At 41.4% G+C, this 23,061-nt stretch carries 20 protein-coding genes and 2 pseudogenes; 8 read left to right on the forward strand and 14 right to left on the reverse strand.

Annotated features, from left to right (window positions below; genetic code table 11):
- Nucleotides 1–652: 652 nt before the first annotated feature.
- Nucleotides 653–1,030: pseudogene (locus tag AC5590_RS23640) on the forward strand (response regulator); the annotation flags it as partial.
- 87 nt (nt 1,031–1,117) lie between these two features.
- Here AC5590_RS23640 and AC5590_RS23645 read toward each other — a convergent pair.
- From AC5590_RS23645 to pyrH, 3 genes are all read right to left on the reverse strand, one after another.
- Nucleotides 1,118–2,242 (reverse strand): geranylgeranyl reductase family protein, encoded by a 1,125-nt coding sequence (locus AC5590_RS23645; protein ID WP_169265836.1) that lies wholly within the window; start codon nt 2,240–2,242, stop codon nt 1,118–1,120.
- Nucleotides 2,243–3,034: 792 nt separating this feature from the next.
- A complete protein-coding gene (gene frr / locus AC5590_RS23650; protein WP_169265837.1) occupies nt 3,035–3,583 on the reverse strand; it encodes a ribosome recycling factor in 549 nt (182 codons plus the stop codon).
- On the reverse strand, nt 3,570–4,298 hold the full coding sequence (gene pyrH, locus AC5590_RS23655) for a UMP kinase (protein ID WP_169265838.1): 729 nt from the start codon (nt 4,296–4,298) through the stop codon (nt 3,570–3,572). Before pyrH ends, frr begins: the two co-directional genes overlap by 14 nt.
- A 369-nt stretch (nt 4,299–4,667) precedes the next feature.
- Here pyrH and AC5590_RS23660 point away from each other — a divergent pair, with 369 nt between their 5' ends.
- The 3 genes from AC5590_RS23660 to AC5590_RS23670 all read left to right on the forward strand — a co-directional run bounded on the left by AC5590_RS23660 (nt 4,668) and on the right by AC5590_RS23670 (nt 7,130).
- Nucleotides 4,668–5,837 carry an RNA-guided endonuclease TnpB family protein gene (locus AC5590_RS23660; RefSeq protein ID WP_169265839.1) on the forward strand — a complete coding sequence of 390 codons (1,170 nt, stop codon included), beginning with the start codon at nt 4,668–4,670 and terminating at the stop codon, nt 5,835–5,837.
- A gap of 133 nt (nt 5,838–5,970) precedes the next feature.
- Entirely contained in the window at nt 5,971–6,153 is a 183-nt protein-coding gene (locus AC5590_RS23665) for a hypothetical protein (RefSeq protein WP_169265840.1), read from the forward strand.
- 77 nt (nt 6,154–6,230) lie between these two features.
- On the forward strand, nt 6,231–7,130 hold the full coding sequence (locus AC5590_RS23670; RefSeq protein ID WP_169265841.1) for an alpha/beta fold hydrolase: 900 nt from the start codon (nt 6,231–6,233) through the stop codon (nt 7,128–7,130).
- A gap of 82 nt (nt 7,131–7,212) precedes the next feature.
- On the opposite strand, the gene AC5590_RS23675 is transcribed toward AC5590_RS23670, so the two are convergent.
- On the reverse strand, nt 7,213–8,625 hold the full coding sequence (locus AC5590_RS23675) for an LCP family glycopolymer transferase (protein ID WP_169265842.1): 1,413 nt from the start codon (nt 8,623–8,625) through the stop codon (nt 7,213–7,215).
- A 397-nt stretch (nt 8,626–9,022) separates the two neighbouring features.
- Entirely contained in the window at nt 9,023–9,346 is a 324-nt protein-coding gene (locus AC5590_RS23680) for a hypothetical protein (RefSeq protein WP_248277255.1), read from the reverse strand.
- Nucleotides 9,347–9,413: 67 nt separating this feature from the next.
- Between AC5590_RS23680 and AC5590_RS23685 the strand changes: the two genes are divergently transcribed.
- Entirely contained in the window at nt 9,414–10,694 is a 1,281-nt protein-coding gene (locus AC5590_RS23685) for an AI-2E family transporter (RefSeq protein ID WP_169265853.1), read from the forward strand.
- Here the strand turns inward: AC5590_RS23685 and AC5590_RS23690 are convergent.
- Together AC5590_RS23690 and AC5590_RS23695 are read right to left on the reverse strand one after the other, a co-directional pair.
- Nucleotides 10,663–11,991 (reverse strand): serpin family protein, encoded by a 1,329-nt coding sequence (locus AC5590_RS23690; RefSeq protein WP_169265843.1) that lies wholly within the window; start codon nt 11,989–11,991, stop codon nt 10,663–10,665. The genes AC5590_RS23685 and AC5590_RS23690 overlap by 32 nt on opposite strands.
- Before the next feature lie 191 nt (nt 11,992–12,182).
- Nucleotides 12,183–13,775 carry a S8 family serine peptidase gene (locus tag AC5590_RS23695; RefSeq protein ID WP_169265844.1) on the reverse strand — a complete coding sequence of 531 codons (1,593 nt, stop codon included), beginning with the start codon at nt 13,773–13,775 and terminating at the stop codon, nt 12,183–12,185.
- 260 nt (nt 13,776–14,035) lie between these two features.
- Between AC5590_RS23695 and rpe the strand changes: the two genes are divergently transcribed.
- On the forward strand, nt 14,036–14,743 hold the full coding sequence (gene rpe / locus AC5590_RS23700; RefSeq protein WP_169265845.1) for a ribulose-phosphate 3-epimerase: 708 nt from the start codon (nt 14,036–14,038) through the stop codon (nt 14,741–14,743).
- 196 nt (nt 14,744–14,939) lie between these two features.
- On the opposite strand, the gene hpsJ-A is transcribed toward rpe, so the two are convergent.
- The 7 genes and pseudogenes from hpsJ-A to AC5590_RS23735 form a co-directional block, all read right to left on the reverse strand.
- Entirely contained in the window at nt 14,940–15,653 is a 714-nt protein-coding gene (hpsJ-A, locus tag AC5590_RS23705) for an HpsJ-like protein, cyanoexosortase A-associated (RefSeq protein WP_171975779.1), read from the reverse strand.
- Between the two features lie 37 nt (nt 15,654–15,690).
- Nucleotides 15,691–16,341 (reverse strand): cyanoexosortase A system-associated protein, encoded by a 651-nt coding sequence (locus AC5590_RS23710; RefSeq protein WP_169265846.1) that lies wholly within the window; start codon nt 16,339–16,341, stop codon nt 15,691–15,693.
- Between the two features lie 13 nt (nt 16,342–16,354).
- Nucleotides 16,355–17,212, reverse strand: a complete 858-nt coding sequence (gene crtA / locus AC5590_RS23715; RefSeq protein ID WP_169265847.1) for a cyanoexosortase A — start codon at nt 17,210–17,212, stop codon at nt 16,355–16,357.
- An 89-nt stretch (nt 17,213–17,301) separates the two neighbouring features.
- Complete coding sequence (locus AC5590_RS23720) at nt 17,302–18,267, reverse strand: PEP-CTERM sorting domain-containing protein (RefSeq protein ID WP_169265848.1); 966 nt, start codon at nt 18,265–18,267, stop codon at nt 17,302–17,304.
- Nucleotides 18,268–18,737: 470 nt separating this feature from the next.
- Nucleotides 18,738–18,947: pseudogene (locus AC5590_RS23725) on the reverse strand (hypothetical protein); the annotation flags it as partial.
- Nucleotides 18,948–19,016: 69 nt separating this feature from the next.
- On the reverse strand, nt 19,017–19,199 hold the full coding sequence (locus tag AC5590_RS23730) for a CsbD family protein (protein WP_169265849.1): 183 nt from the start codon (nt 19,197–19,199) through the stop codon (nt 19,017–19,019).
- Nucleotides 19,200–19,875: 676 nt separating this feature from the next.
- A complete protein-coding gene (locus tag AC5590_RS23735) occupies nt 19,876–20,295 on the reverse strand; it encodes a hypothetical protein (RefSeq protein ID WP_169265850.1) in 420 nt (139 codons plus the stop codon).
- Between the two features lie 846 nt (nt 20,296–21,141).
- Between AC5590_RS23735 and AC5590_RS23740 the strand changes: the two genes are divergently transcribed.
- Nucleotides 21,142–22,152 carry a hypothetical protein gene (locus AC5590_RS23740; protein WP_248277256.1) on the forward strand — a complete coding sequence of 337 codons (1,011 nt, stop codon included), beginning with the start codon at nt 21,142–21,144 and terminating at the stop codon, nt 22,150–22,152.
- Nucleotides 22,153–22,219: 67 nt separating this feature from the next.
- A complete protein-coding gene (locus tag AC5590_RS23745; protein ID WP_248277257.1) occupies nt 22,220–22,897 on the forward strand; it encodes a vWA domain-containing protein in 678 nt (225 codons plus the stop codon).
- Nucleotides 22,898–23,061 lie beyond the last annotated feature (164 nt).

A 23,061-nucleotide genomic window follows, 5' to 3' on the forward strand; every position in this document is an offset into this window, starting at 1 on the left:
GCACATGAAACCAGAAGTAGCTACTCGCCGTATTAAAACTTTTGGGGAACGTTTTGGAGAAGCACACCTTTATCTGGCTTACCATGCGGCTTTTCCATTAGCCCTCACACCAGATTTACTCTACCGGATGTGGGCTAATTTCCAGCGCGATATCAACGGTGAAGCGCTGAACATCCCTTGGATGGCGGTGGCGGATTTGCTGCTTTCTAGCCTTTGTGATGAAGTGGGGCATGAACTTTATGAAATGGATACGGTAGTGCGAAATGCGCTGCTGAAGGAGTTGAAGGAGAATTCTCGCTTTGGTGAAAAGCGGATAAATGAGTTATCTGATTTTTTACTTGCCTATGTGCAGCAGCAGCTTGATAGTCACGATCCGCATATGCGAGATTTTGATCAGGTTCAGAGGTGGACGGCGTTAGCTTATACAAAACCTAATGAAGTGGCGCGGGAGATAGCATCTACTCTTTCAAAGTTGAAATTGGAGGAAAAAGCCGAGTGGATTCGCATGACTTCCCTAGTAGAAACTTTTGCAGAGTCGTTAGCAGAATTTCAACCACTACTAATTTATTCTCGTGGCATGGCGAATTTCATCCGTGGAAACCACGAAGGTGCAACAGCCAAGATTACAGGTTTACTAGCAAACCAAGAGCCATTGCATACAGGTGTTAAGCGTATTCTTGCCGTAGATGATAATCCTGACAATCTCATCTTGCTTGAAACAATTTTTGAGAGTGAAGGGTATGAAGTTGAGTTAGTAACGGATGGAGTAACTGCTCTAAAGCAAGTTGAACAATCTCCTCCCGACCTGATTTTACTAGATGTCATGATGCCGGAAATGGATGGCTATGAGGTGACACGCCGCATTCGTAAGAATCCAGAGATATCATACATTCCAATAGTGCTGATAAGTGCCTATCATGATGCGAGTGTTATCGAAGGTTTGGATGCAGGAGCAGATGATTTTATTCGCAAACCATTTGATCATGAAGAGCTACTGGCACGAGTGCGATCGCTTCTGCGACTGAAACACATCATGATGAAGATGAATGCGATTTAAAAGATAAAGCCATCCATGTTAAATAGCTATTTGTTCAAAACGAATGACTCATCATTCTAACTACCCACCAAAACCAGGAACAAGACGCTTAAGCGCCCGACCAGTCACATCGCTGTAACGCATTTCACCACACAAAAGTTTGCCCATAATTTGCACAGATGATGGACGCCTAACACCCACCTTATAACCAATATTAGAAAAACGGTAAAACGCCCCGGCTAATTTCTGCGCCCAAGCCATATCACTACCCCATTCTTCGTTGATGGTGTCTGTGTATTTTTCCAAAGCGTTGATATCACCACCCAAAGCTTGGTCAATGGCAACTGCAGCTTTCATCCCGCTAAAAATTGAGGGACGAATACCTTCTGCGGTGAAGGGATCAACGACACAAGCAGTTTCCCCAGCCAAAACGGCATTTTCTGTGTGCAGCTTTTGATTACCATTCCACAAGCACAAAGCATGTCCATACTGCTTACAAATTTTGAGATCTACACCAAACAAGCTGCTGTACTCGTTCAAAATGCTCTTGAAATCTTGGGATTCACCACCGCCAACAAATGTGCCAATTCCAATAGAATATCCATCCGCTTTGGGGAAGTTCCAGAGATAACCATTTTTGACCATACCAAATTCAAAGTGAGCAATGTGACCGTTCTCCACTTTGGCTGCGGCTTCTGCTTCTAAAGCTCCTGCTAAACGGCGTTTGCGCTCTTTAAAGCCTAGCAATCTTGCCATTGGTCCTTTTGCGCCATCAGCAGCAATTAAGTAACGTCCACTGACAGATCCATTTGCTGTATTGACTTGCCAAAAGTCACCTTTAAATTCAATGCCTTTGACTTCCGTATTATCTTTGAGTTGGGCCCCTTGCTTTTGAGCTTGTTGAATCAGGAAATGGTCAAAGACATCGCGCCTCACCATCCAAACTGGTTCAGGAATTCCTAGTTCAGCTTCTACAGGTTCGCCCATTTTCCAGGTGCAGCGAATTGTGGTTGCTTTGATGGAAATTGCAGGGCTAAAGTCAAAGTCGAACCATTGAGCGATCGCTGGCGATACTCCACCCCCACAAGGTTTATATCTTGGCAGAGTTTCTTTTTCCAGAACTAAGACTGAGCGTCCCCGCTTAGCTAAATGATATGCAGCTGTTCCACCAGCTGGTCCTGCACCGACGATAATACAGTCGTACATATGCTTTTTGTCTTTGCTCCTGAACTTGTTAGCTTCCCTGTTTTTTATTACTCTGTCAATACACAGCCTGATGAGACTTAACTGTTTTTATAGTTTGCTTTTTAAAATCGTACAGTGCTTGTCTGACTCCTCAATTTTTTTCTTAACTATGTTTAACGTCAATCTTAGTATATGGAACTACTGTTATTATTTCTTCTTTTATTGATCATGGCTCTGCTCTGATTATCTTTTTTATGAAAAAACATAGTTTTCAATATTTTTGATAATATCAATTGCTTTTTGCTTACAAGTAACTCGTCTCTTTTTTTATCTACATACTAAAATACATTTCATTCATTTTACTTTCCACAAATTTTTTGCTAAGCTTTTTCTGAATTTATATTTTTTTTGTAATTTTTTTATCTTTTTTTTCCTTTTGGCAATTTTTCAAAAATGTTTTGTATAATCTATTATAAGGTAATCAAAAATTTATAATAGTTATTTATAACAGTTGCCAAAAAGCAAATTTATACCTCAACCAACAGTTTTGAGGTCATGCATGAGAATTCGTTGATCTGCTGTAAAAACTGTAAGATGCGCTGACGCGGTTTCTGTTTTATGCGTATACACGAAGAAAAGGAGACGTTGTGACACTGTTGATAACGTGAAGATAACTAGACGCTGTGACGGGGGGAATCTTTCGGAAGAATTTCCCCGTATTTGGTTTGTCGCTTTGTCTTGGTATCCTTTATCGTCATGTCTCCCTTGTGTTGATAACCGCGTCTCCCTGATGAGCATTTTCTTTAGTTGTTTCTAGACAGTTGTGATGTCTTTTTCTTTTTCTGCGAGTAACTCGTCTATTTTGGCAGTGTACTTGTTTGTCAATTTTTGCAGTTTGTCCTGCTGATCACGTGACTCATCCTCAGAAACTTCGGCGCTTTTTTCTAGTTTGCGAATTGTATCTACAGTATCGCGACGGATATTGCGAATAGCAACGCGCCCTTCTTCGGCATACTTGGCGGCGATTTTGACTAATTCTTTACGGCGATCGCTCGTCAAAGGTGGAATGTTGAGCCGAATTAGGGAACCATCATTGCTGGGGGTTAAACCCACATCCGACATAGAAATTGCCTTTTCAATCAAATTTAAGGTATTGCGATCGTAAGGCTGAATCAGAATTGTTGTGGAATCTGGCGTACTAATGTTTGCCAGTGATTTTAAGGGCGTTGGCGAACCGTAATAATCTACGGTGATCTTATCCAATAAACTCGCGTTTGCGCGACCAGTACGAATTGTATTAAAAGACCGTTGAGTTGACTCTACGGTTTTTTGCATTGTACTCTCAGCTTCAGCTAATTTCACAAGAACCTCCCACAAGGGTGCCGATGGACTCTCCCATGACTGCTCGATGGATATTACCGCGCACAGTTAAGTCAAATATAAGAATAGGGATATTGTTTTCCTTACACAAGGCTATCGCGGTACTGTCCATTACTCGTAAATCTTTTGCCAAAACGTGTCCATATGTCAAGGTATTGTAACGTTTGGCGTCGGGGTATATATGAGGATCAGCATCATAAACGCCATCTACCTTGGTAGCTTTAAAAATCACTTCAGCTTCTATTTCTGCAGCTCTTAATGCTGCGGTGGTATCGGTGGTGAAGAAGGGATTTCCAGAACCAGCACCAAAAATAACCACCCGCCCTTTTTCTAAGTGACGAATGGCACGACGACGAATATACGGTTCAGCGACTTCTTGCATAGAGATTGCGGTTTGCACCCGCGTCTGTACCCCGATTCGTTCTAGTGAATCTTGTAATGTCATGGCATTCATTACCGTAGCAATCCTCCCGATGTAGTCAGCGGTTGCTCGATCCATTCCCGCCGACGCCGCCTTGACGCCACGAAAAATATTTCCGCCTCCGACGACGATGGCAGTCTGAACGCCTGTTGACACTACCTCTGCTACTTCTTCGGCTATTTCCTTGACCACTTCTGGATCAATTCCATAACCCAAATTGCCCATGAGGGCTTCACCACTAACTTTAAGTAAAACCCTTCGGTAATGTGTTCCCATGAAGTTACGCGCTTGATCAAAAATTTGTTATTACCTCCAATTTAAGATAGCAATACAGTGGCATTCTGTCTCTAGTTTTTCATTACTAAATAAGTATAAATTCATTCAGTCTCTTTGGGATGAATTTCTTGACCTTGCAATAAACAGATAATTGGGCAAAGTTTACTACCCACTGCCTGGGAGATGGTCTAGCCTTCTCGCCCTTCAAAGGACTGGCTCCGAGTCTTTGCCCAATGCGACACCGCATTTTCGCTCATGAATGCGTAGGGACTTTAGTCCTGGTCATTTCCTAACAAGAACTTTTTCTTAACTTGATCTATTGTCTTACCCATATGGGTAAAATACAACATATCAAGGAGGTGAGTGGACTTGAAACGAGTAACGCGAACAATTAAGCTAAAGTTTCTGCAATTAAATAAAGCAAAGCAGCAGTTGTTTGAAGAAATGACTGTTGAAGCAACAGATTTGGCTAACTGGTTGTTGACTCTTCCTCTTCCAGAAAGACGAAAGTTAACAACCTCCAAAGTTCAAACTCGTCTCATGTCCGCGCTGTCTAATCAGGTTATTCGACACACCACATCTGACGCTGGGAAGAAGGCAAAATCTTTCAAGCGATTCCCGCCAGAAGTAAATAATCAGAACTGGGTCTTGCACAAAGTGGGAACTACATACAGCGTTAGCTTCCCAACCATCAAAGGAACAAAGCGTGTTCCTGTTGAAGTTGCATCATCGCACTGGCAACCAGTTTTGGAAGGAATTCTTAACGGCACGATTGAAACAGGTAGCGCCAAGATTATTAAGCATCGGAACAAATGGTATGTCTATGTTTGTGTGACCGAGGAAGTTCCTCAAGTTGATGCAACTAACACGATTGGCTGTGATAGAGGACAGAACAACCTTGCGGTGGTGGCTCCCAAAAATGGATTTGGTAAGTTTTTTAGTGGCAAAAAAGTTATGCATCGTCGTCGTTATTTTCAGAAACGGCGTAAGCAACTACAAGAGGCTAAGAAATTTCGAGCACTTAAAAAGTGGGACAAAAAAGAACGTCGTTGGATGGACGCAGTAGACCATACTGTTTCGCGTCGGATAGTGCGTTTTGCTGAGTACTTAAATGCCGACGTGGTGGTTGAGGACTTAGAGGGATGTCGCAAGACCATGAAGCAATCTAAAAAACAGCGTGGTGACTCTGCCCAATCTCGTCACTCGTGGTCATTCTACTCGCTGGAGATGAAGTTAGACTACAAGTTGGCAATGTTAGGGTTGAAGTTAGTTAAGCGTCCAGCACCATACACATCAAAGTCTTGTTCAACTTGTGGAACTCTGGGTATTAGGGAACGCCACCACTTCAATTGTCCGCATGGACACTACCATAATGCAGACCTTAACGCTGCTAAAAATATAGCGCAGTGGGATGGTTTTGCTTGTTCTTTGGATCTAAAGAGGGACATAGCTGCAATGGCTATGTCTGATTCAGAGAATGGGCTGCTTGGCGCAGCCCCAAACTGGATGAAAACTCAATCCACGGGGATTGGGGACTAGATACCAGAATCCTACGGCTTTATGTGAGGCACTTGCCGTTTTGGACACCACTTCCTTCAAGTCGGGAAACTCTAGCCTATGAGTGGGGAGGGTTCCCGTCGTTAGCGGAGCGTTTCCGCAGGAAATTGGCAAAGTGCCGAACCCGAAGAGCCATATTGGAGCGTTCGCGCAGCGTGTGCCAAAGGCACTCAGCGAAAATATGGTAGCCGTGGGAGCGTCAAAAGTTATCATCTTGTTTGTCCTTGATGCGTATCGGCAGAATTATAACCATATTTCTCATGCCCAACGCTTAACACCTTGGGCTAATCATTGTTAAGTACTGCAACAATAAAAACAGTCGTACCTGTAGTCTGCGGGTGCATCTTTACTCCTTGTACTAATTATTCATCTGTCATGACCACCTCTGCTTCCACTCCAGCATTTACTTCAACAAAAACGTGGATTTGGCAAGGTTTTCCCATTTCCTACCAAACCCAAGGAACCACTGGACCTGCTGTTATCCTCGTGCATGGCTTTGGTGCTTCTTGGTGGCACTGGCGGAAAAATATCCCTGTGCTGGCAGAACACTGTCGTGTCTATGCCATTGATTTGATTGGCTTTGGTGCTTCCGCTAAACCAAAGCCAAATGAAAAAATAGCTTACACAATTGAAACTTGGGGACAGCAAGTCGCAGATTTTTGCCGTGAGGTCGTGGGTGAGCCAGCTTATTTCGTTGCTAACTCCATCGGCTGTATTGTGGTGATGCAAGCGGCGGTGAGTTACAGTGAAGTCGCCTTGGGAGTTGCGTTACTTAACTGTTCCTTACGACTGTTGCATGATCGTAAGCGGGCAACTTTACCGTGGCATCGCCGTTTTGGAGCGCCAATACTCCAACGTGTACTATCTGTCAAATTAATTGGTGACTTCTTTTTCAATCAAGTCGCCAAACCCAAAACAGTGCGGAAAATTCTCTTGCAAGCTTATGCTGATTCACAAGCAGTTACAGAGGAGTTAGTAGATATACTGACAACACCCGCCCGCGATCCGGGGGCTGTAGCTGTTTTCCTTGCCTTTACCTCTTATTCCTCAGGTCCATTACCAGAAGATCTTTTACCTCAACTGTCGTGTCCCGCGATTATGTTGTGGGGAACTGTAGATCCGTGGGAACCTGTCGAGTTAGGTAGAGAGTTAGCCAATTTTGCGCAAGTGCAGAAGTTTTTTCCTCTAGAAGGCGTTGGACATTGTCCTCAGGATGAAGTTCCTGAGGTGGTAAATCCAATTATACAGGATTGGATTTTCAAGCTAACACGATAACATCAAAAGCCCTGAATTTTCTGCATAAATGAACAAAGCCAAATTCATGCAGATGGGGAAGTGTTAATTTATCTAGTTCCAGCTATGGTTCAACAGGGTTCTGATTGATTTGTGTTTGCCGCAACCAGTCCTTACCCACTTGGATACTAATATCAGAACCAAGATTACCGGTGCTTTCTACCCGCACTTCTCCAAACCCTAAAGTGTTGCGAATTGATTCGGCCGTGTTACCATCTCCTTGTTGGGCAACAATATGAGTTTCTTCTAGAGGTTCACCCCAGCTTTTGGCTACATAAACGTTGGTATAGCCAAGTTTTTGCAAAGCTTTTATCAATGTTTGGAGATTAGCTTTATCGTTACCCGTGCTGTTTTGAATTGCGACTCGCAAAGATCTTGGATTTACTACACCAGATACAGAATCTGTTTGTTGCACATCAAAGTACTGAGCCATCATGCTATGAATGCGCTGCCTATCTGGCATCCAGTAGCCCCCTTTTTGTTGGCCGAACTGGCCAGGTAGCATTAACATTTGCATATTGGAGCGATTTGTTCTTACCCCAAAACCAACTAGTGCTAATAGCTCCTCAAGTGTCAAGTTAGTATCAATGTGTTCTTTGACGACGTTAAGAACTTTAGGCAATTGAGCTACGGTTGCTGGGTTGACAGATTGATCCATCAGTGCTCGCATCACCATTTGCTGCCGCTGAATCCGACCAATGTCGCCATTTTCATCATGTCGGAAGCGCAAAAGTTGCAGTGCCTGATCGCCATTGAGATGCTGTTTTCCTTTCTTTAAATTGATGTATAAGTGCTGAGAGTCATCTTGATATTTCATATCCTTGGGTACGTAGACTGGAACTCCACCTAAAGCATCAATAAGCTTAGCAACTCCCAACACGTTAATCCGCATATAGCGGTCAATTCCTACATCACCTAACAAGCTACTCACAGTTTTGGCGGTTAAAGCTGGTCCACCAATCACATTTGCGGAATTAATTTTTTTTATACCATGCCCATCTATTTGTGTCCGAGTATCTCTGGGAATAGAAAGCATCATCACTTTTTTGTGCTCTGGATCAAATTTGGTCAAGAGCATAACGTCAGCAAGACCATCAAAAGAGTTGACTTGGGGCAGATATCTCAGATTTTTGGTTTGAGCGGGAGGATTTCGCACATCAGGGGGAAGTACGCTCATCCCCATGATTAAAATATTCACGGGGCGAGTTAATTGTGAAAATTTCAGTCCATCTCCAGCAATGCGATCGCTATCAAACACCGCTGCTTCATCTGGGCTTAAAGAAGCTTGCATTAAAGGAGTACCTGTTAAAGAAACTGCTAACAGTGCTCCTGCTGTTGCTGATACCATTGCAATCCCGCTCATAGCAACCCAAAACCACAGCCAACGTCCAGATTTGTCAGTGTTGGCATTTTTATCACTTGAGTTGCTAGTATCTGTAGAATAGTCGTCTTGCGCCGAAGTTCTTTGAATAGTCACGCTACTCCTCACACTTATCTGAATAAAATCTGGAGAATCTGTTGCTATGGAAACAGACAAATTAACCCATGATAGCTAACTCTTAGATTAACAATGATAAATTTTACACTTCAGTATGCTCCACAACACTTATTGGAGTAATTCTCCTATTTTTTCAGAAATCCGGAGAGGTTTTATTTGAAGTATGACAATCTCAAAAGAGATTTGACTAGACCTGTTAATAATAAAATGCATATTTTTTAGTAAATTAAGTAAAAACACTGTTAAGTCTTTTGATGACTAAAGAATTCTGACAGATATTTGTCAAGCGCTGTTTCGACAAAACGACTCATGGGCGTGGCTATCGCTTTAATCTGCTCTTAACTAAAGGAACAATTAACCAGATATTAATCAAAAACTACCCAGATGTGAGAAAGTTAGGAACGATTTGTAGATGCAATATTAAAAACTTTGAAGTTGCCGCCCCAGTTGCTAGTAAAAAGTAACCCAAAAGCCAGGAAAATACTAAAGTGATTGACAGATAAGTAACTCGAACTTGTTCCCGGCTTTGCTGATGATGGTAGAGTGTCCATAGTGAGGAGAAAAAGTCTGTGACCGGAATCAGGTAGATAACCACCTGTCCACCAGAGGTGGGGGAGTCTTGAGAATGGTGAGAATTGTCAGATGATTCAAGAATTTTGATGATTGCTGAGTGCAATCCGAAATAAGAGGGATGAATCATAATGGTGTAGTCAGAGATAATAAGGTTGATAGAAGAATTTTATTTAGTTGTATCCAACAATTGGCAGATGCAGACACGCAAGCTCTTAAACTGGTGGGAAACACTTACACCCGTAGCACGATTCTTGACAATAACTCTATTCGCTCCACTGCTAGTGCTTAATGGTTGGGCGATTAGCGCAATTTTTCATTACTTTCACTCCCTAATTGTTATTTTAGTCGGGGCGTCAGTGCTAGCATTTCTGCTAAACTACCCAGTTAGCTGGATGCAGCGCCAAGGTGCTAGGCGAGAGCAGGTTGCTATTTTAGTCTTTCTACTCGCTTTGTCAGTTTTACTGGCGTTGGGTGTCACCCTTGTCCCGCTTGCTCTGACTCAGGCTCAGCAACTGGTGGCGCGTATACCAGAGTTAATAGATTCTGGGCGATCGCAGTTGATGATGCTGAACGAGAAAGCAGACAGCTTTGGTTTACCCGTCAACCTTGATGCTTTAGTTTCACAAATTAACGACCGTGTCAAGGGACAATTGCAGGCGATCGCTGGACAAGTTTTAAATTTGGCTGTTGTTACAGTCACCAGCCTGCTTGACTTTATCTTGACAATGGTATTAACTTTTTATCTCCTACAGCACGGAGATGAACTGTGGGAAAGTTTAGTATATTGGCTACCTGTTAAATTCCGTGAGGCTTTTTCAGATACAGTACGCCTGAGCTTTCAAAACTTTTTCATTAGTCAGTTAATTTCATCCACCTGTATGGCATCAGCCCTGATTCCCATCTTTTTGTGGCTGAAAGTTCCATTTGGCTTACTATTTGGTTTGACCATTGGTATCATGGCACTTGTACCATTTGGTGGTTCTGTAGGTATTGCTCTAACGACTTTGATAGTGGCACTACAAGACTTTTGGATGGGCACAAGGGTATTGGCTGCTGCACTTATTGTTCAGCAAATTCTGGAAAACTTTATTGCTCCGAGAATTTTAGGGAGTTTTACAGGTTTAAACCCTGTTTGGGTGCTTATTTCAGTTTTGACAGGCGCAAGAATTGGTGGACTTTTGGGTGTGATCGTAGCGGTACCCAGCGCTGTTGTACTCAAAACAGTTTTAAGCGCTATACGTCCTTACTCTTCTGTATCTAGTGGCAGTAATGTAGAAGTACTTCCTCAAGGAAGTTCAGAATCTAGCAATACGGAAAATGATGAGACTGCAGGGGATAGTATAACTGCAGATTCAAAGGCTCATTCTACTGAGGTAGCTGCACCCGTTTCAGTTGAAGTATCGCCTTCAACTGCTCAAACAAATCATCCTGGGGCAAATCCTTCTAAGACTGTGGCTCCACAATGGAACCCATAAACAATATGCTTCCTGTTTGATTATCCCGAATCGCACAGAAGAAGGGACGCTCAACAATCATTTGGAATGGCTCTTTTGATGGCAAGAGCGCTGATACTGGCATGATTTCCACAGAAGTAGCAGCAGCAGCTTCTGTACCTTCCTCATTGACTTCAACAAAAGTTTTATGCTTGACTTCGCTTATTTTTAAATCCTTACCCATCGCAGAAAAATTTGCCTGATCGCTGAAAGCTTCACCCATACCTATGGCTGTTAGAGGATTTTTCAGCGTGACGTCATAGTTCATCTTAAAACGGGGTAAGCGAATAGACCCCTGTTGTTTGCTAAACTGAGCCATCCAATTTTCCCAATTCTCTGCATTTAGGTTTTGATAAAAACTTTGTAGATTAGAGTTTTGTTTGGGTAAGAAAATATAAAAGCTCATTTTAGCATCTTTTCCATAGGGTAAGCTAACTGCCTGAAATTGTTGATTTTCAAAGTATCTATAGTCACCTGATTGTGACATCATTGGGTGTTGTTTCTGTTCACCTGACTGGAGATAAAAAGGATATTCTGCTGTTTGCTGTTTATCAAATTCATTTGTCCAGCTACCTTTAAAATAGATAGCATTGACGAGAAATAGAACTTGGTCAGGTTGTATTTTTTCAACGATATTAGTGATTTTACCGTTTGTCTTTTGATTAACCCAGTCATTAATCACGTTCAAAGAACTTGCATCTGTGAAGTTAAGACTGGCAATTTTAGCTGTGTAAAAATCTCTATTTAGTTGCAGAAAATCTGGTTGAAAGCTAGCTTTTCTATTTCCCCAAAGCGAATTAGCAATTGTCAGCTGCACCTTTGGATCTGAGTTTTCTAATAGTTTTTTTAACACCACGTTAGAGGAATTAATTTGTTCTAAGTTCAACTCCTTAAACTCCAGTGCTTTAGCCATTGCTTCTTTTGTGCTGCCACTCGCGCCATTGTAGGTCATGGCAAGGGCGATCGCCACACTAGAAGGTGAAACAAAAATATTCTTACCACTATCGTTTTTCAAAACTTCTGAAAACAGTTTGAAGCCAAACTTTGTGTTGGCAGTAATAAGTTTACTATCAGGATTTAATGCTGGCTTCGATACTGGAGATTCTGAGCGAGGTGAACCCGACTGGGCAAATGCACTCGTGCTACTATTAACTTGAGAGCATCCTATAACACCCATTAGGACAACGCTCGCAGCCGCCAAAACGTAACGTCTGCCTAAACGAACTCCATAACGTCTTTGTAAGAAATTTTCCCCAGCATTGCTAAATTTATGCTTCATTTTACCACCATTCTCGCCAGAGTCTTTATTTTGACTATCGCATCTGGTGTGAGGTAATATCTGACCCGTTACAGTTTTGGCAACAGTGATTGTACAGTTTGAGGTTTTTTCCTGATTACGAATTTTGCTAATTAGTCAATAAGTATTAGTTCTTAGCTTTGATTTTTGACCACTGTTTGTGGCCCAATTTCCTACCTGACGGGTACACTCCACCAAGCTAAAGCGTAAGCCTGAGTTGCTTCGTTAACTTTCTTGCGAAATTGAACACGGATTTTGTACTGACCTGTTGCGGGAACAGGGCAAAAAATATGTTCAACACTGTCAACTTCACTGATTGAGGAACAGACAGCGTCAGCATTTCCATTTTTATCATCAGCTTTGACCAGATAAAGGTCGAGGTTGTTTAAGGCGCGATCGCGAAAATATTCTCCTGCGTCAAACTGACCGTTTTTATTCCTGTCGTTTAGCTCTACTAACCTATCCCAAGTTAAGGTGATAGAAACAAAACTCCCCTGCCTTAAGGGTTTTGCTAACTTATATTCTACAGATGCTTCTGCATTGACTGTGCGATAGTCCCAACCAAGAACTGGTACACTTTGCGTTGGATTCCATTCACCAGCGCTAAATTGTTGGTAAGCGCGAAACGCGTTCAAATGACCAGTTCCCATTTGGGAATCTAAAGGAATTTTTGGGTCTTTATATGCTTCAGTTGCCAACCAGTCTTTATTTTGTTTATCGATGAGCGTCCGCGTCATTCCTAAGCGCAAACCGTCGCCACTGTCTTGAATTTTATCAGCTGAGTTGAGCAGTACTGCTTTCATCACTTCATGTCTGCGAGATTCTATACTCCAGTTGGGTTGTTTTGTGCGCAGTTGTTTATCACCAAACTCCTGCAACAGAGCAACTGTAGCAGTCACCTGAGGCGCTGCAAAGCTTGTCCCCGTGACTTTATTCTTTTTCCCATCTGCATTTCGCAAGCCGATGTTATTCCCTGGAGCAACTATACCAATAGCACGACGTGGACCAAGATTCATCTCTTTTCCAGCAAGCCGCGTCACTAGTCCTTCATCAACAGCCGCCAAATTAGAAACATCAACTTTATTATAAATCCCTCCTCGACGGGATGAAAAAGCTACGTTGAGTCCGTTATAATTATCTGTAGGTATCGGAATGCCGCCCTTTCCCTGATTGCCTGCAATTATGTAAAGACTATTGTGGATGCGACTAGACCAGTCAATACATAAGGTGAGTAAGGCGTTGCCATCTAAAACAGCCTGAGGTCGTGGGTCACGGTTTAAAGGTTCGCCAAAGCTAAAGTTAATTGCGCGGATGTCTCCCCCATTTTGTAGTGCTACGTGCTGTGCTGACAAGCACTCTTGTGGTTGACCTAAGCTTTTTCCATAACCCACAGCAGATGAGTACAATCGTGCTCCTGGAGCTACTCCAGGAAATGCTTTATCTGTACTGACCATCATACTAGCGACATTGTAGGCGTGGGGGTCAACACCGCTATTTGACTTTGCAAGTTCATTGCGTAGGAATGCTCCTGCTATAGATACTGAGCGATTTTTAGAGACGGCTTTATCCAACCCAAACCTACCTGGACGCCCAATCTCTACCTGACCAATAGCAATCTTGCGGCCGATTAAATTATATGGGAGTTGGTGTAGTCTTAGAGCATCAATACCATTAGTGCCAAAAGGAGATTCCACAGCAGCAAGTACTGGCGCACTCAAGCAGCAAGCACCTAATCCCCAAATTATCCAAGTTTGTTTGTTCGCCATAGTCAGTTAGAAACCATGAGTTGTTATAAGATTCCTATTTAATTTGTGAACGCAACTCAGTACAGTTAAGCGTTCCTTGTTACCTACCTTAACTAGTAAATTCATAAACAAAACCGAATTCTACATTTGTTTGTTGTCAGAAAGTACTACTAACGACTAATTAATCCCCAGGAAGGAAAAAGTGGGGATCAGATAGATGAGCGTTTGCTCAAGTTTTGTTACAATACTGACAGATGAGGACGCTTTAAAACCCACGAGCCATGACCCAAACACAATCTAAAAAGCCCATTGTAATAGCTCCATCCATCCTATCAGCAGATTTTAGTCGTCTAGGAGACGAAATACGTGCTGTAGATCAGGCTGGCGCAGATTCGATTCATGTCGATGTAATGGACGGTCGCTTTGTACCTAATATTACGATAGGTCCTCTGATTGTGGAGGCGATTCGCCCAGTGACACAAAAGCCTCTGGACGTCCACTTGATGATTGTAGAGCCAGAAAAATACGTAGAAGATTTTGCGAAAGCAGGGGCAGATCACATCTATGTTCATTGCGAACACAACGCTTCACCTCACCTGCACCGCACGTTGGGACAAATCAAAGAAGCTGGCGCAAAAGCAGGAGTGGTTCTTAACCCCGGTAGTCCTTTGGATTTGATAGAGTATGTTCTAGAACTGTGTGACTTGGTGTTGATTATGAGCGTCAACCCTGGTTTTGGCGGTCAAAGCTTTATTCCTGAAGTTGTGCCAAAAATCCGCAAGCTACGTCAAATGTGCGATGAACGTGGTCTTGATCCTTGGATTGAAGTTGACGGCGGACTCAAGGCAAATAATACCTGGCAAGTTTTGGAAGCTGGGGCGAATGCGATCGTAGCTGGTTCAGCTGTGTTTAAGGCAAAGGATTATGCTGAGGCTATAGAGGGTATTCGCAACAGCAAGCGTCCTACTCCACAACTCGCAACGGCTTGAACTATTAATTGACGAATAGTCATTAACTCAATTTTTCTCGTTCCCAGCCTCAGGCTGGGAATGCATAACTTGAGGCTCTGCCTCAATATAATCATTATAATCATTGGGAGGCTCAGCCGGCTGAGCCTCCCTTTAGGTCTTCCCATGCAGAGCATAGGAACCAGAGAAATAAATTTCTAAATATCCCCGTTTTATATCAGTTTCTTGCCCAACGGGTTCCCTTCCAAATACTGATAAATAAAGTTCCTGCAACCACAGCACCAAGATTCCATTTTACAGAAGTTTTAATCAAGCTTAACCCTCGAAGAGACTGAGTTGCTTCTGCTTGAGTTTTTATCTCTTGTTTAGCTTTTGAGACATCTGATAACAATTGCTCTTTTAATTCTTGAGGATTTTTATCTATTTTGCGACCTTGACTCTTGAAAAATTTATCTATCTGTTCGGGTGAGGCTTTAGTTACTTGCTGTTCTAATTGTTCAGCTTGATATATTTGTTGAGTCGATACAGTTTTTACTTGAGCGGCATTTTGACTGTTTAATCTAATGGTACTTACTAGTCCTAAAGGTATTAATAGAAAAAATAATATTCCCAATAATAAAGTTAACCAAGATAAAAACTTTAAAACAGGAATTTCCAATTTTGTTCGTGAATGTAACTCCCCAAAAAACACTAAAACTAGTCCAATTAAAGGCACTGGAACTTTTTCAACTAGCATCCCCATTGTTTGAAATTCCCATACAGGATTCATAAAGTTGGGCGGAATAAACATCTCAATGATGTCGAACAATGCCAATAATAATAAACCATAGCCCAGCGATCGCACTATTGTCATCGAGCCTTGCTGACTGAAGGCAAAGTCTTGTAGTTCTTGAACGACTGGAATAAATTTATCGCTATTTGATTTTGTCATTTTGCGAACCGAGTAATACAGAAAAAGTGACGATAATTTAGGACTTGGGAAAGCGTGGTTCCCACCATCGATACCAAGAAAACCAAGCGTTTTCTAAAACTTGGTAAGCTGCTTCTGGAGAATAATTTTTGAAAGGAACTGATAAATGCGCCCAAAGACAACGGTTGTCTTGAAGTTGTTCCTGACTCAATATCCAGGACAATAAACGTTTCGGCTGGATTGCGTGGGTATGTAGATTTTGATTAAATTGTTCGTTAGTAAATGTACTGCCACCTTGAGGGTTGATACAGGCACTCAAGTAAGCTCGTTGCTTTTCTACTCCCAAACCATAGTAGCCGACTCCTTGTTGCTGACGTACAACTGCAGGGGAAGAGATAAAGGTAAAATCTCGCAGAAGCTGAACAACATCTCCATCCTTCAAATAACGCATTTCAATATCTAGAACCCAATTCTTGTTTAGGTATTGATAATGCTTTTGAGCTATGACTTTGTAAACCTTTTTTGTTGGCTGTGGTAGTGGACGACTGATAGTGAATTGCCATTGTGGTAAAGGAACCTCTTGAGGAAATGTAAACGCAGGCACTGTCTGTTTGTCTTTTGTGGGAAGAAACACTATAGTTCCTAAAACAAACAGGACACCACTCAGAGTGAATGCCAAAAGTGATATGCGTAATTGTTTCCAAATCATCGCTTCCAAATCATTACTTTGATGACTCCGTGGCGTCTTTATTTCTTAATTCAGACCTTCCAAGGTGAAACCAGCAAAATAATCCAAAAAGTAACACGGCAATCAGCGAAAATACCAGAGAACCATCTCCCTCATGCCAGTAATCAAAGACTTCCATATGTCCTTGCGCTACCAAGATAGCCATCAGAGCGACTCTTAAAGCATTCACAATAAACGCCAATGTGCCAGCTACAAACGGGATCAGAATTTGGTACTTCAAATTTTGAGGAAACATCAAGAGAAAAAGTAGGGCTAAGCCTACTAGTTGGAATATAAGCTCTATGCCAGAACAGCCAGAATAAACTTCTACGCTTCCAGTCGGAAGATAAATTAGAGTTCCATTTCGAGCAACTTCAAAACCTGTGTACCAAAGAATTAAAGTTGTAAATTTGGCAGTTAATAGGGATATATCAAGCCATGAAGATAATAATTTAGGTAAACTCAGAAAAAATAAAATGAATAATTCTGCTTTGTATTGCTTTAATCCCTTAAAACCAGAAGCCAACAGAGCAAGACCAATTGCCAAAATCACTGGTGAGAGGTACAAGAAAACACCAAAGCTTGTGAGGGATATACTTTTTATGAGTAACAGCGCAATTAGTGTTAGACCAAAAAAACTAGAGAAAATTTCACTTTCTAGATTTAAACTGTAGCGCTTTTCCCAAACTAAGGAAGATATAGCCGCCCAAAATAGAAAAGTCATGCCTAACAAGCTAGAATTATTAGCTTTCCAAAGCACAGCCAAATTAATTGCAATTAAGCCTGCTCCTATTGCTAATAGCCAGATTTGGGGGTATTTGAGTTGTGAGACTGTGAATTGAGAAGCTTTCATATCATGATGAATATAGCTCTTAGCCAGGGGTGTATTACCCCTGGCAAGTGATGAGATGGGTGTAGGAGATAGATTTTATTTAAGTTTTCCTACACTTTTGCAGTCTCTTTTTGTTGCTGCTTGTTGTATTTACGACGCAGAGCAACACCAAAACTACCTGCAGCTAAGGAACCCAATATGGTTAGAGGTTCGGGAACAGGTTGTTCTGAGGCAATTTCACGTCCTATTTTCTGTGTGACAGCATTTCCAAAGTCCGAGAAGTTATTTGCAGCAATGAGGAAAGAGCCAGAACCTCCAATAACATTGTTTCTGTAATAGGTATCTAGATTAGCCTCACTACCAAGAATTGGTAGACCGTTGATGACAATTCCTGCGTTAACTGCGTTATCTCGTGCTGCTCTGAGGTTTGCGTCTGAGGTAACATTTTCTGAACCATCACCTGACACATCAATAACTCTTCTGTTCCCAACATAATCATTATTGTCGAGTAGATTTCGAGCAAAATTAATGCCATTAGCAATACCAGTGCTACCGCTAGATGGTCTTGAAGTTGCTGCGATCAAATCAGCAAATGCATTAGCACTAGCAGCATCACTAATAAATGTCCAAGGCACTGATTGTACAGCACCACTAGACCAGTAGGATAGAGTCGCTGCAAGACCCCCTGGTAAAGCTGAAATTTGATTCTGAATTGTCGGATTTCTGAATGCGTTTACGTAACCTTGTTTCTGCAAGTTGAATTCATTGGTGTCAACGCTACCTGAGACATCGACAGAGAGCACTAACTCTGTGCCAACTACAGTGGCGGCAAAAGATGCTGACGGGGACAGCACACCCAGCGTCAACGCGGCTGTCCCCAGACCGATGACAGCCGCTCCCCATGTATACTTGTTTTGAAAGTATGTAGGCAAGAAATTCAGAGTTGCTTTGCCTATGCCTTGTCTGCTCCCACTTCGATTAACACTCGTCTGTCCGATGCTCAGTGTTCCTAAAGCAACATATTTTGCCTTAGAACAAACTTTACGTAACTTTCTTCTAACCTGAAATCTTGTCATGGAACTCACTCCTATAAGTAGGTAAAAGTTGATGGTAGATTTACCCTGGAGTGAGATTCGCTCGTACCTCAAACTAATTGTACGCAAAAGTGCTGGGACGGGTTAGCGTTAACCTGTCGCACACCTCATCACAAAACATCTATCAAACGCTGATGGCAAGTTCTACACTTGCCTCTATTTCTGAGGTACTAGCGGTGTCTTCAGTAATGCTTCTGAAATTGCATAGTAATGAGTCTCACTGTTTAAGTAAGCAAAATCAACTATTTCTAGTTGTCTTAACACAAAATTTAAATTGAATGTTGTTATTACGTAAACATTACATAGCATGAATAGTGAGCTTAGATCAAGCTTCTAGATGATTCATCACCTAGATTACTAGATAAAAATTTGGTAAATTTACCACTATCAAATAAAAAAGATGGGCATTCTTGCCCATCCTACTACAAACTTAAGAACTCAACACTCAACTTTTATCGGTTGTGATTACCTAACCATTTAGCTGCAGCAATTCCCAAAATGGCTGCTACAACAGGATTGCTGAGAAACCTGATAATACCCGGTTGCTCTGCCAACACTTCGCGGAAGATCTCGGGATGGTTGTAATAAAAAACGAAGCCCGCGTTAGCGGACTTCGTTTGCGCGCTTTGATAGCGCAGGTAACTATAAGTTTTTAAGTTTAATAGCGTAGGTATTTGTTAAAATAAATACGCCATTACAAACGATCAAAGCTAGTAGAAAAAGCATTAGTTCTATTTAAGCGCGTCTTTTACGTCATCTTTAACGTTTTCAACACCATGACGTACTTCGCCTTCTGCTTGCTTAGCCTGACCTTTCGCTTTATCTTCTGGATCGCCAGTAACGTTTCCTACTACTTCTTGAATTTTACCTTCAACATTTTTAGCTACAGCCTTTGCACGATCTTCTAAACTCATTTAGCCCTCCAGGAATCCTATCAATTACGTTTTAATGTTGATGATTAACTTTGAGCTTGTTTTTCATCACTCTTCCAAATTAGCTGAATTTTGTGACAACAGCCTTCCACCTCCAGATATATTAATCTCCTATGCTAAAAGAGAGAGGAAGACTTACTACTAACTATTCCTTTAACACTAGTTAGTTATGAAAAACTTTTGATGCGACTATATGGCAATCTGACTTAAAAATGGGTGTAAGGTGTAAGGGTGTAGTACAACGCGGCGTAAATAGGGCAACCATTTAAAATCCCTAAAAACCTCATCCCATAATACTTCTGACTTTTGACTTCTGACTTTTGACTACCGCCTTGCGGTAGTAGGGGTGTAGGAGAAAGACATTATTCATGGCGAGGTTTGTGAGATTTTCTCAGCAATGCTGACTTGAAAATAGAACGGGCTGCGCCCTTGCACTGTACAGCAACTCCTGACTTAGAAAAGGCTGCACGCTTACACTCTACAGAATAAAGAATCAATTTTCATCTGTTCTAGTGTTCTGTTCTAATGTCAGGAAGTACATGATGGCTATTTAATAATAATGTTTTATGAATAACTCTTAATGCCCCCTATTTGATTAATCAAAAACCCGGCATCTTTACGAAAACCGGGTGAATAAAGTTATGTGTACAGTTTTTATTTAATCAAGAAAGCCCATGAGAGATTCGGGATCGTCAATAGTATTTGATGCTATTGGGCGATTTCCCATGGCAGAGTATGTTTCATAAATGACGAGATCACTTGTACCAACTGGACGAGTTCCAGACTGGTTCATAGTGTGAGCAACTTCAAATAAGTGACCTGTAACTGGGCGTATACCCATTACATTCCTTGTCTCTACAACTTGCAAATCACTGGAGCTGACAGGACGTATTCCACCGACAGGTAGTGTATTATCTACTTCAACTTTACCTAGTAGTTCTATCCCTTTTTGCTGGTCACCACTGTGCTCTACTTGGTCCCAACTTTTACCCTGATTATTTTCCACTGTAGTTTCTCCGTTAAGCTTCAAATTTTTTCGCCGAGGACTTCTTGCTTCACCAGAGCTATTTATGCTCATTCATTCTCACCTGGTGCATTGTTAACTAATTTTACAAGATTCTGAGAAAGTTAAATTTTTCCTTAATATCTTTAGTTTAACTTTAAAAATATCGTGTAGGTATAATTATTTTGTAAGACTTATATTTTCAATATAAATCTAATATTTTTGTTAATTAGAATAAAGAAATGTTGCAGGTCTTATCGGTTACAGATTTCAAACTACAGATGAAACTTATTTATACAGTCAAAGCACCGATTGGATCGAAGTTGTTAGCATATTAAATAGAAGCAGCTAAATTAACTTCTATGACGCAATTTCACCTTCAACCTCCCTTTCAAGCAACAGGCGATTAACCACAAGCGATCGCCCAACTTGTCGATAGTATTTAGGCTGCTGATATTTTTAGTATTTTGGGCAATCATCTGATCAATAAGGTTGCAAGTGATGTGGAATAGTGGGCATCGCATCCTCAAAGCCCTAAAAACTAGCATTTGCAAACATGCGCTACTTTCAGCGTTGCCCAATAGCACTACCGTCACAAACAATGTTTACTTCAAGATTAGTAAAATATTTCCAGCTTTACAGAATATAGCACATTTTTGCTTTTAAGTATCAAATCATCTATGTAAGTACAGTACGGTCATCCAGTGTCAATAATTTTAACTGGATTCTGTTGGTACCTGCGAATAAACACTTAGATTTATTTGATCAATCCGGAATCATGAGTTACCTTATTGTTGTATAAATCACATTAAATGGCTTGTAGCTGAATAATCGATTGACGCTATAACCCTTGCTGCGTATTTTTTTGGGCATTTTTTCAGTGTATCAAGCCGATGAGTAATATAGAGTAGGTATGTAATTATGACGAGCCATCTGATAATCTATGATGAGCACAGACAACCACGTAGACTGAGCGAAAAAATCGGTGGTGGTGGACAAGGAGACATCTATCCACTGGCAGAAAATCCCAGTATTGTAGTTAAAATATTTAATCAAGAGAAATTGCAAGAAAGAGGACGTGAACTGAGGGAAAAAGTTTTCGTTCAAATTCGTGTGTTAGAAGACCTGATTAGCAGTCCCTATGTAACTTGGCCGCAAATAGAGGTTTTTGACAGCAACGACCAGTGGATGGGCTATGCCATGAAAAAAGCTAAAGGAATACCACTGAGTAAGTTAGCTCACCCGATGCTCTATTTAAAATACTTTCCAAACATAGATAGAAAAGGCATAGTGCAAATCTTGCTACATCTTTTAGATACCATTGACATTTTGCACAAAAAAGGAATCTACGTTGGCGACATTAACTTAGGGAATTTTCTTGCAGACCCTTCTACGTTTAAAGTTTATCTGATTGATACAGACAGCTATCAAGTCAAAAATGCTAGGACTTCCCAAATCTATCCTTGCCCTGTAGGTAGACCAGAGATGACACCCGTAGAACATCATGGCCAGCCTTTTGACAAGATTATCAGAACACTTGAAAGCGACTTATTTTCGTTGGCTATCTTGATGTTCCAATGCTTGATGTTGGGACAACATCCTTACAGTCAAGTTGGTGGTGGAAATCCGGTAGAAAATTTGCGAAAAGGTAATTTCCCCTATGGAAAAGGAGGCGCCAGACCAGGGGAGGTAGAAGCTGTACCACCAGGACCTTGGTTTATTATCTGGAGCCACCTGTCATTTAAGGTCAAAAACCTTTTCATTAGAACGCTGAAGGAAGGTGTTCGCGACCCATCAAGTAGAGCATCTATCGCTGAATGGCGAGATGTACTTCAACAATACTACTTTGCTATCCAACGAGGGCATATGACTTCAGAAATCAGACCAACAGAACGAAAACCCAGTCGAGATTGTGAAGATAGGATTGCTTAAAAATATTTTGTAATTGCCTTTTTTTTTGAATTATTTCTTGGAATTGAATTGATTTGGAGACAGCAATATGAGGATGTATCTCAATAACTCATATGGTGATTTAATTGAAAATCCAACGCCCCGTTGTGCATGTATGTTGGTCTTGGATGTCAGTGGTAGTATGTCTGGTGATCCAATTAGTTTACTCAGTAAAGGTGTAAATCAGTTTATTCAAGAAGTCTGTCAAGATGATTTTGCAAGCCTTGCTGTAGAAGTAGGAATCATTACTTTTGGTAGTACTGTAGATGAAGTAACTCCTATCCAATCGATTTTGGGAATTAGTACACCGACATTTTCTGCTATGGGAAGAACACCGATGGGTGCAGCAGTTTCGAGAGCGATTGAAGTTTTAGAAAACCGCAAGCAGCAATACCAAAAACATGGTGTTCCCTATTATCAACCTTGGATTGTACTGATGACTGATGGTGAACCAACTGATGAATACCTCAAGGCTGCAGCTCAACTGCGCGAACTAGCAGAAGATAGTAAAATGCTGGTGTTTGGGATTGGTATAGGTGACCACTGTAACTTGAAGAAACTTGCTGAGTTTTGTCCCGCAAATCGTCCTCCAAAAAAATTAGCAGAGTATAGATTCACGGAGTTTTTCCAGTGGCTTTCTCAAAGTATGGCGAAAGTCAGTGTTTCGACTCCTGGAACTGGTGTTGAATTACCAAATACTAAAGGCTGGGATACCATTCAAATTTAACAGTTATCAGTTATCTCAGATCTTGCACCTCGACTTTAGTACGCCTTGAACTTAAGTTCAAGGCTGCATAGCCAAAGTCCGTTAAAACGGACTGAAAGACTCAGCCAGTCCGTTTTAACGGACTTGAACTTTGAGCCAAGAAATTTATTTCTTGGCGGACGAAA

The organism is Brasilonema octagenarum UFV-OR1 (assembly GCF_963888615.1).
GTDB classification, from domain to species: Bacteria; Cyanobacteriota; Cyanobacteriia; order Cyanobacteriales; family Nostocaceae; genus Brasilonema; species Brasilonema sennae.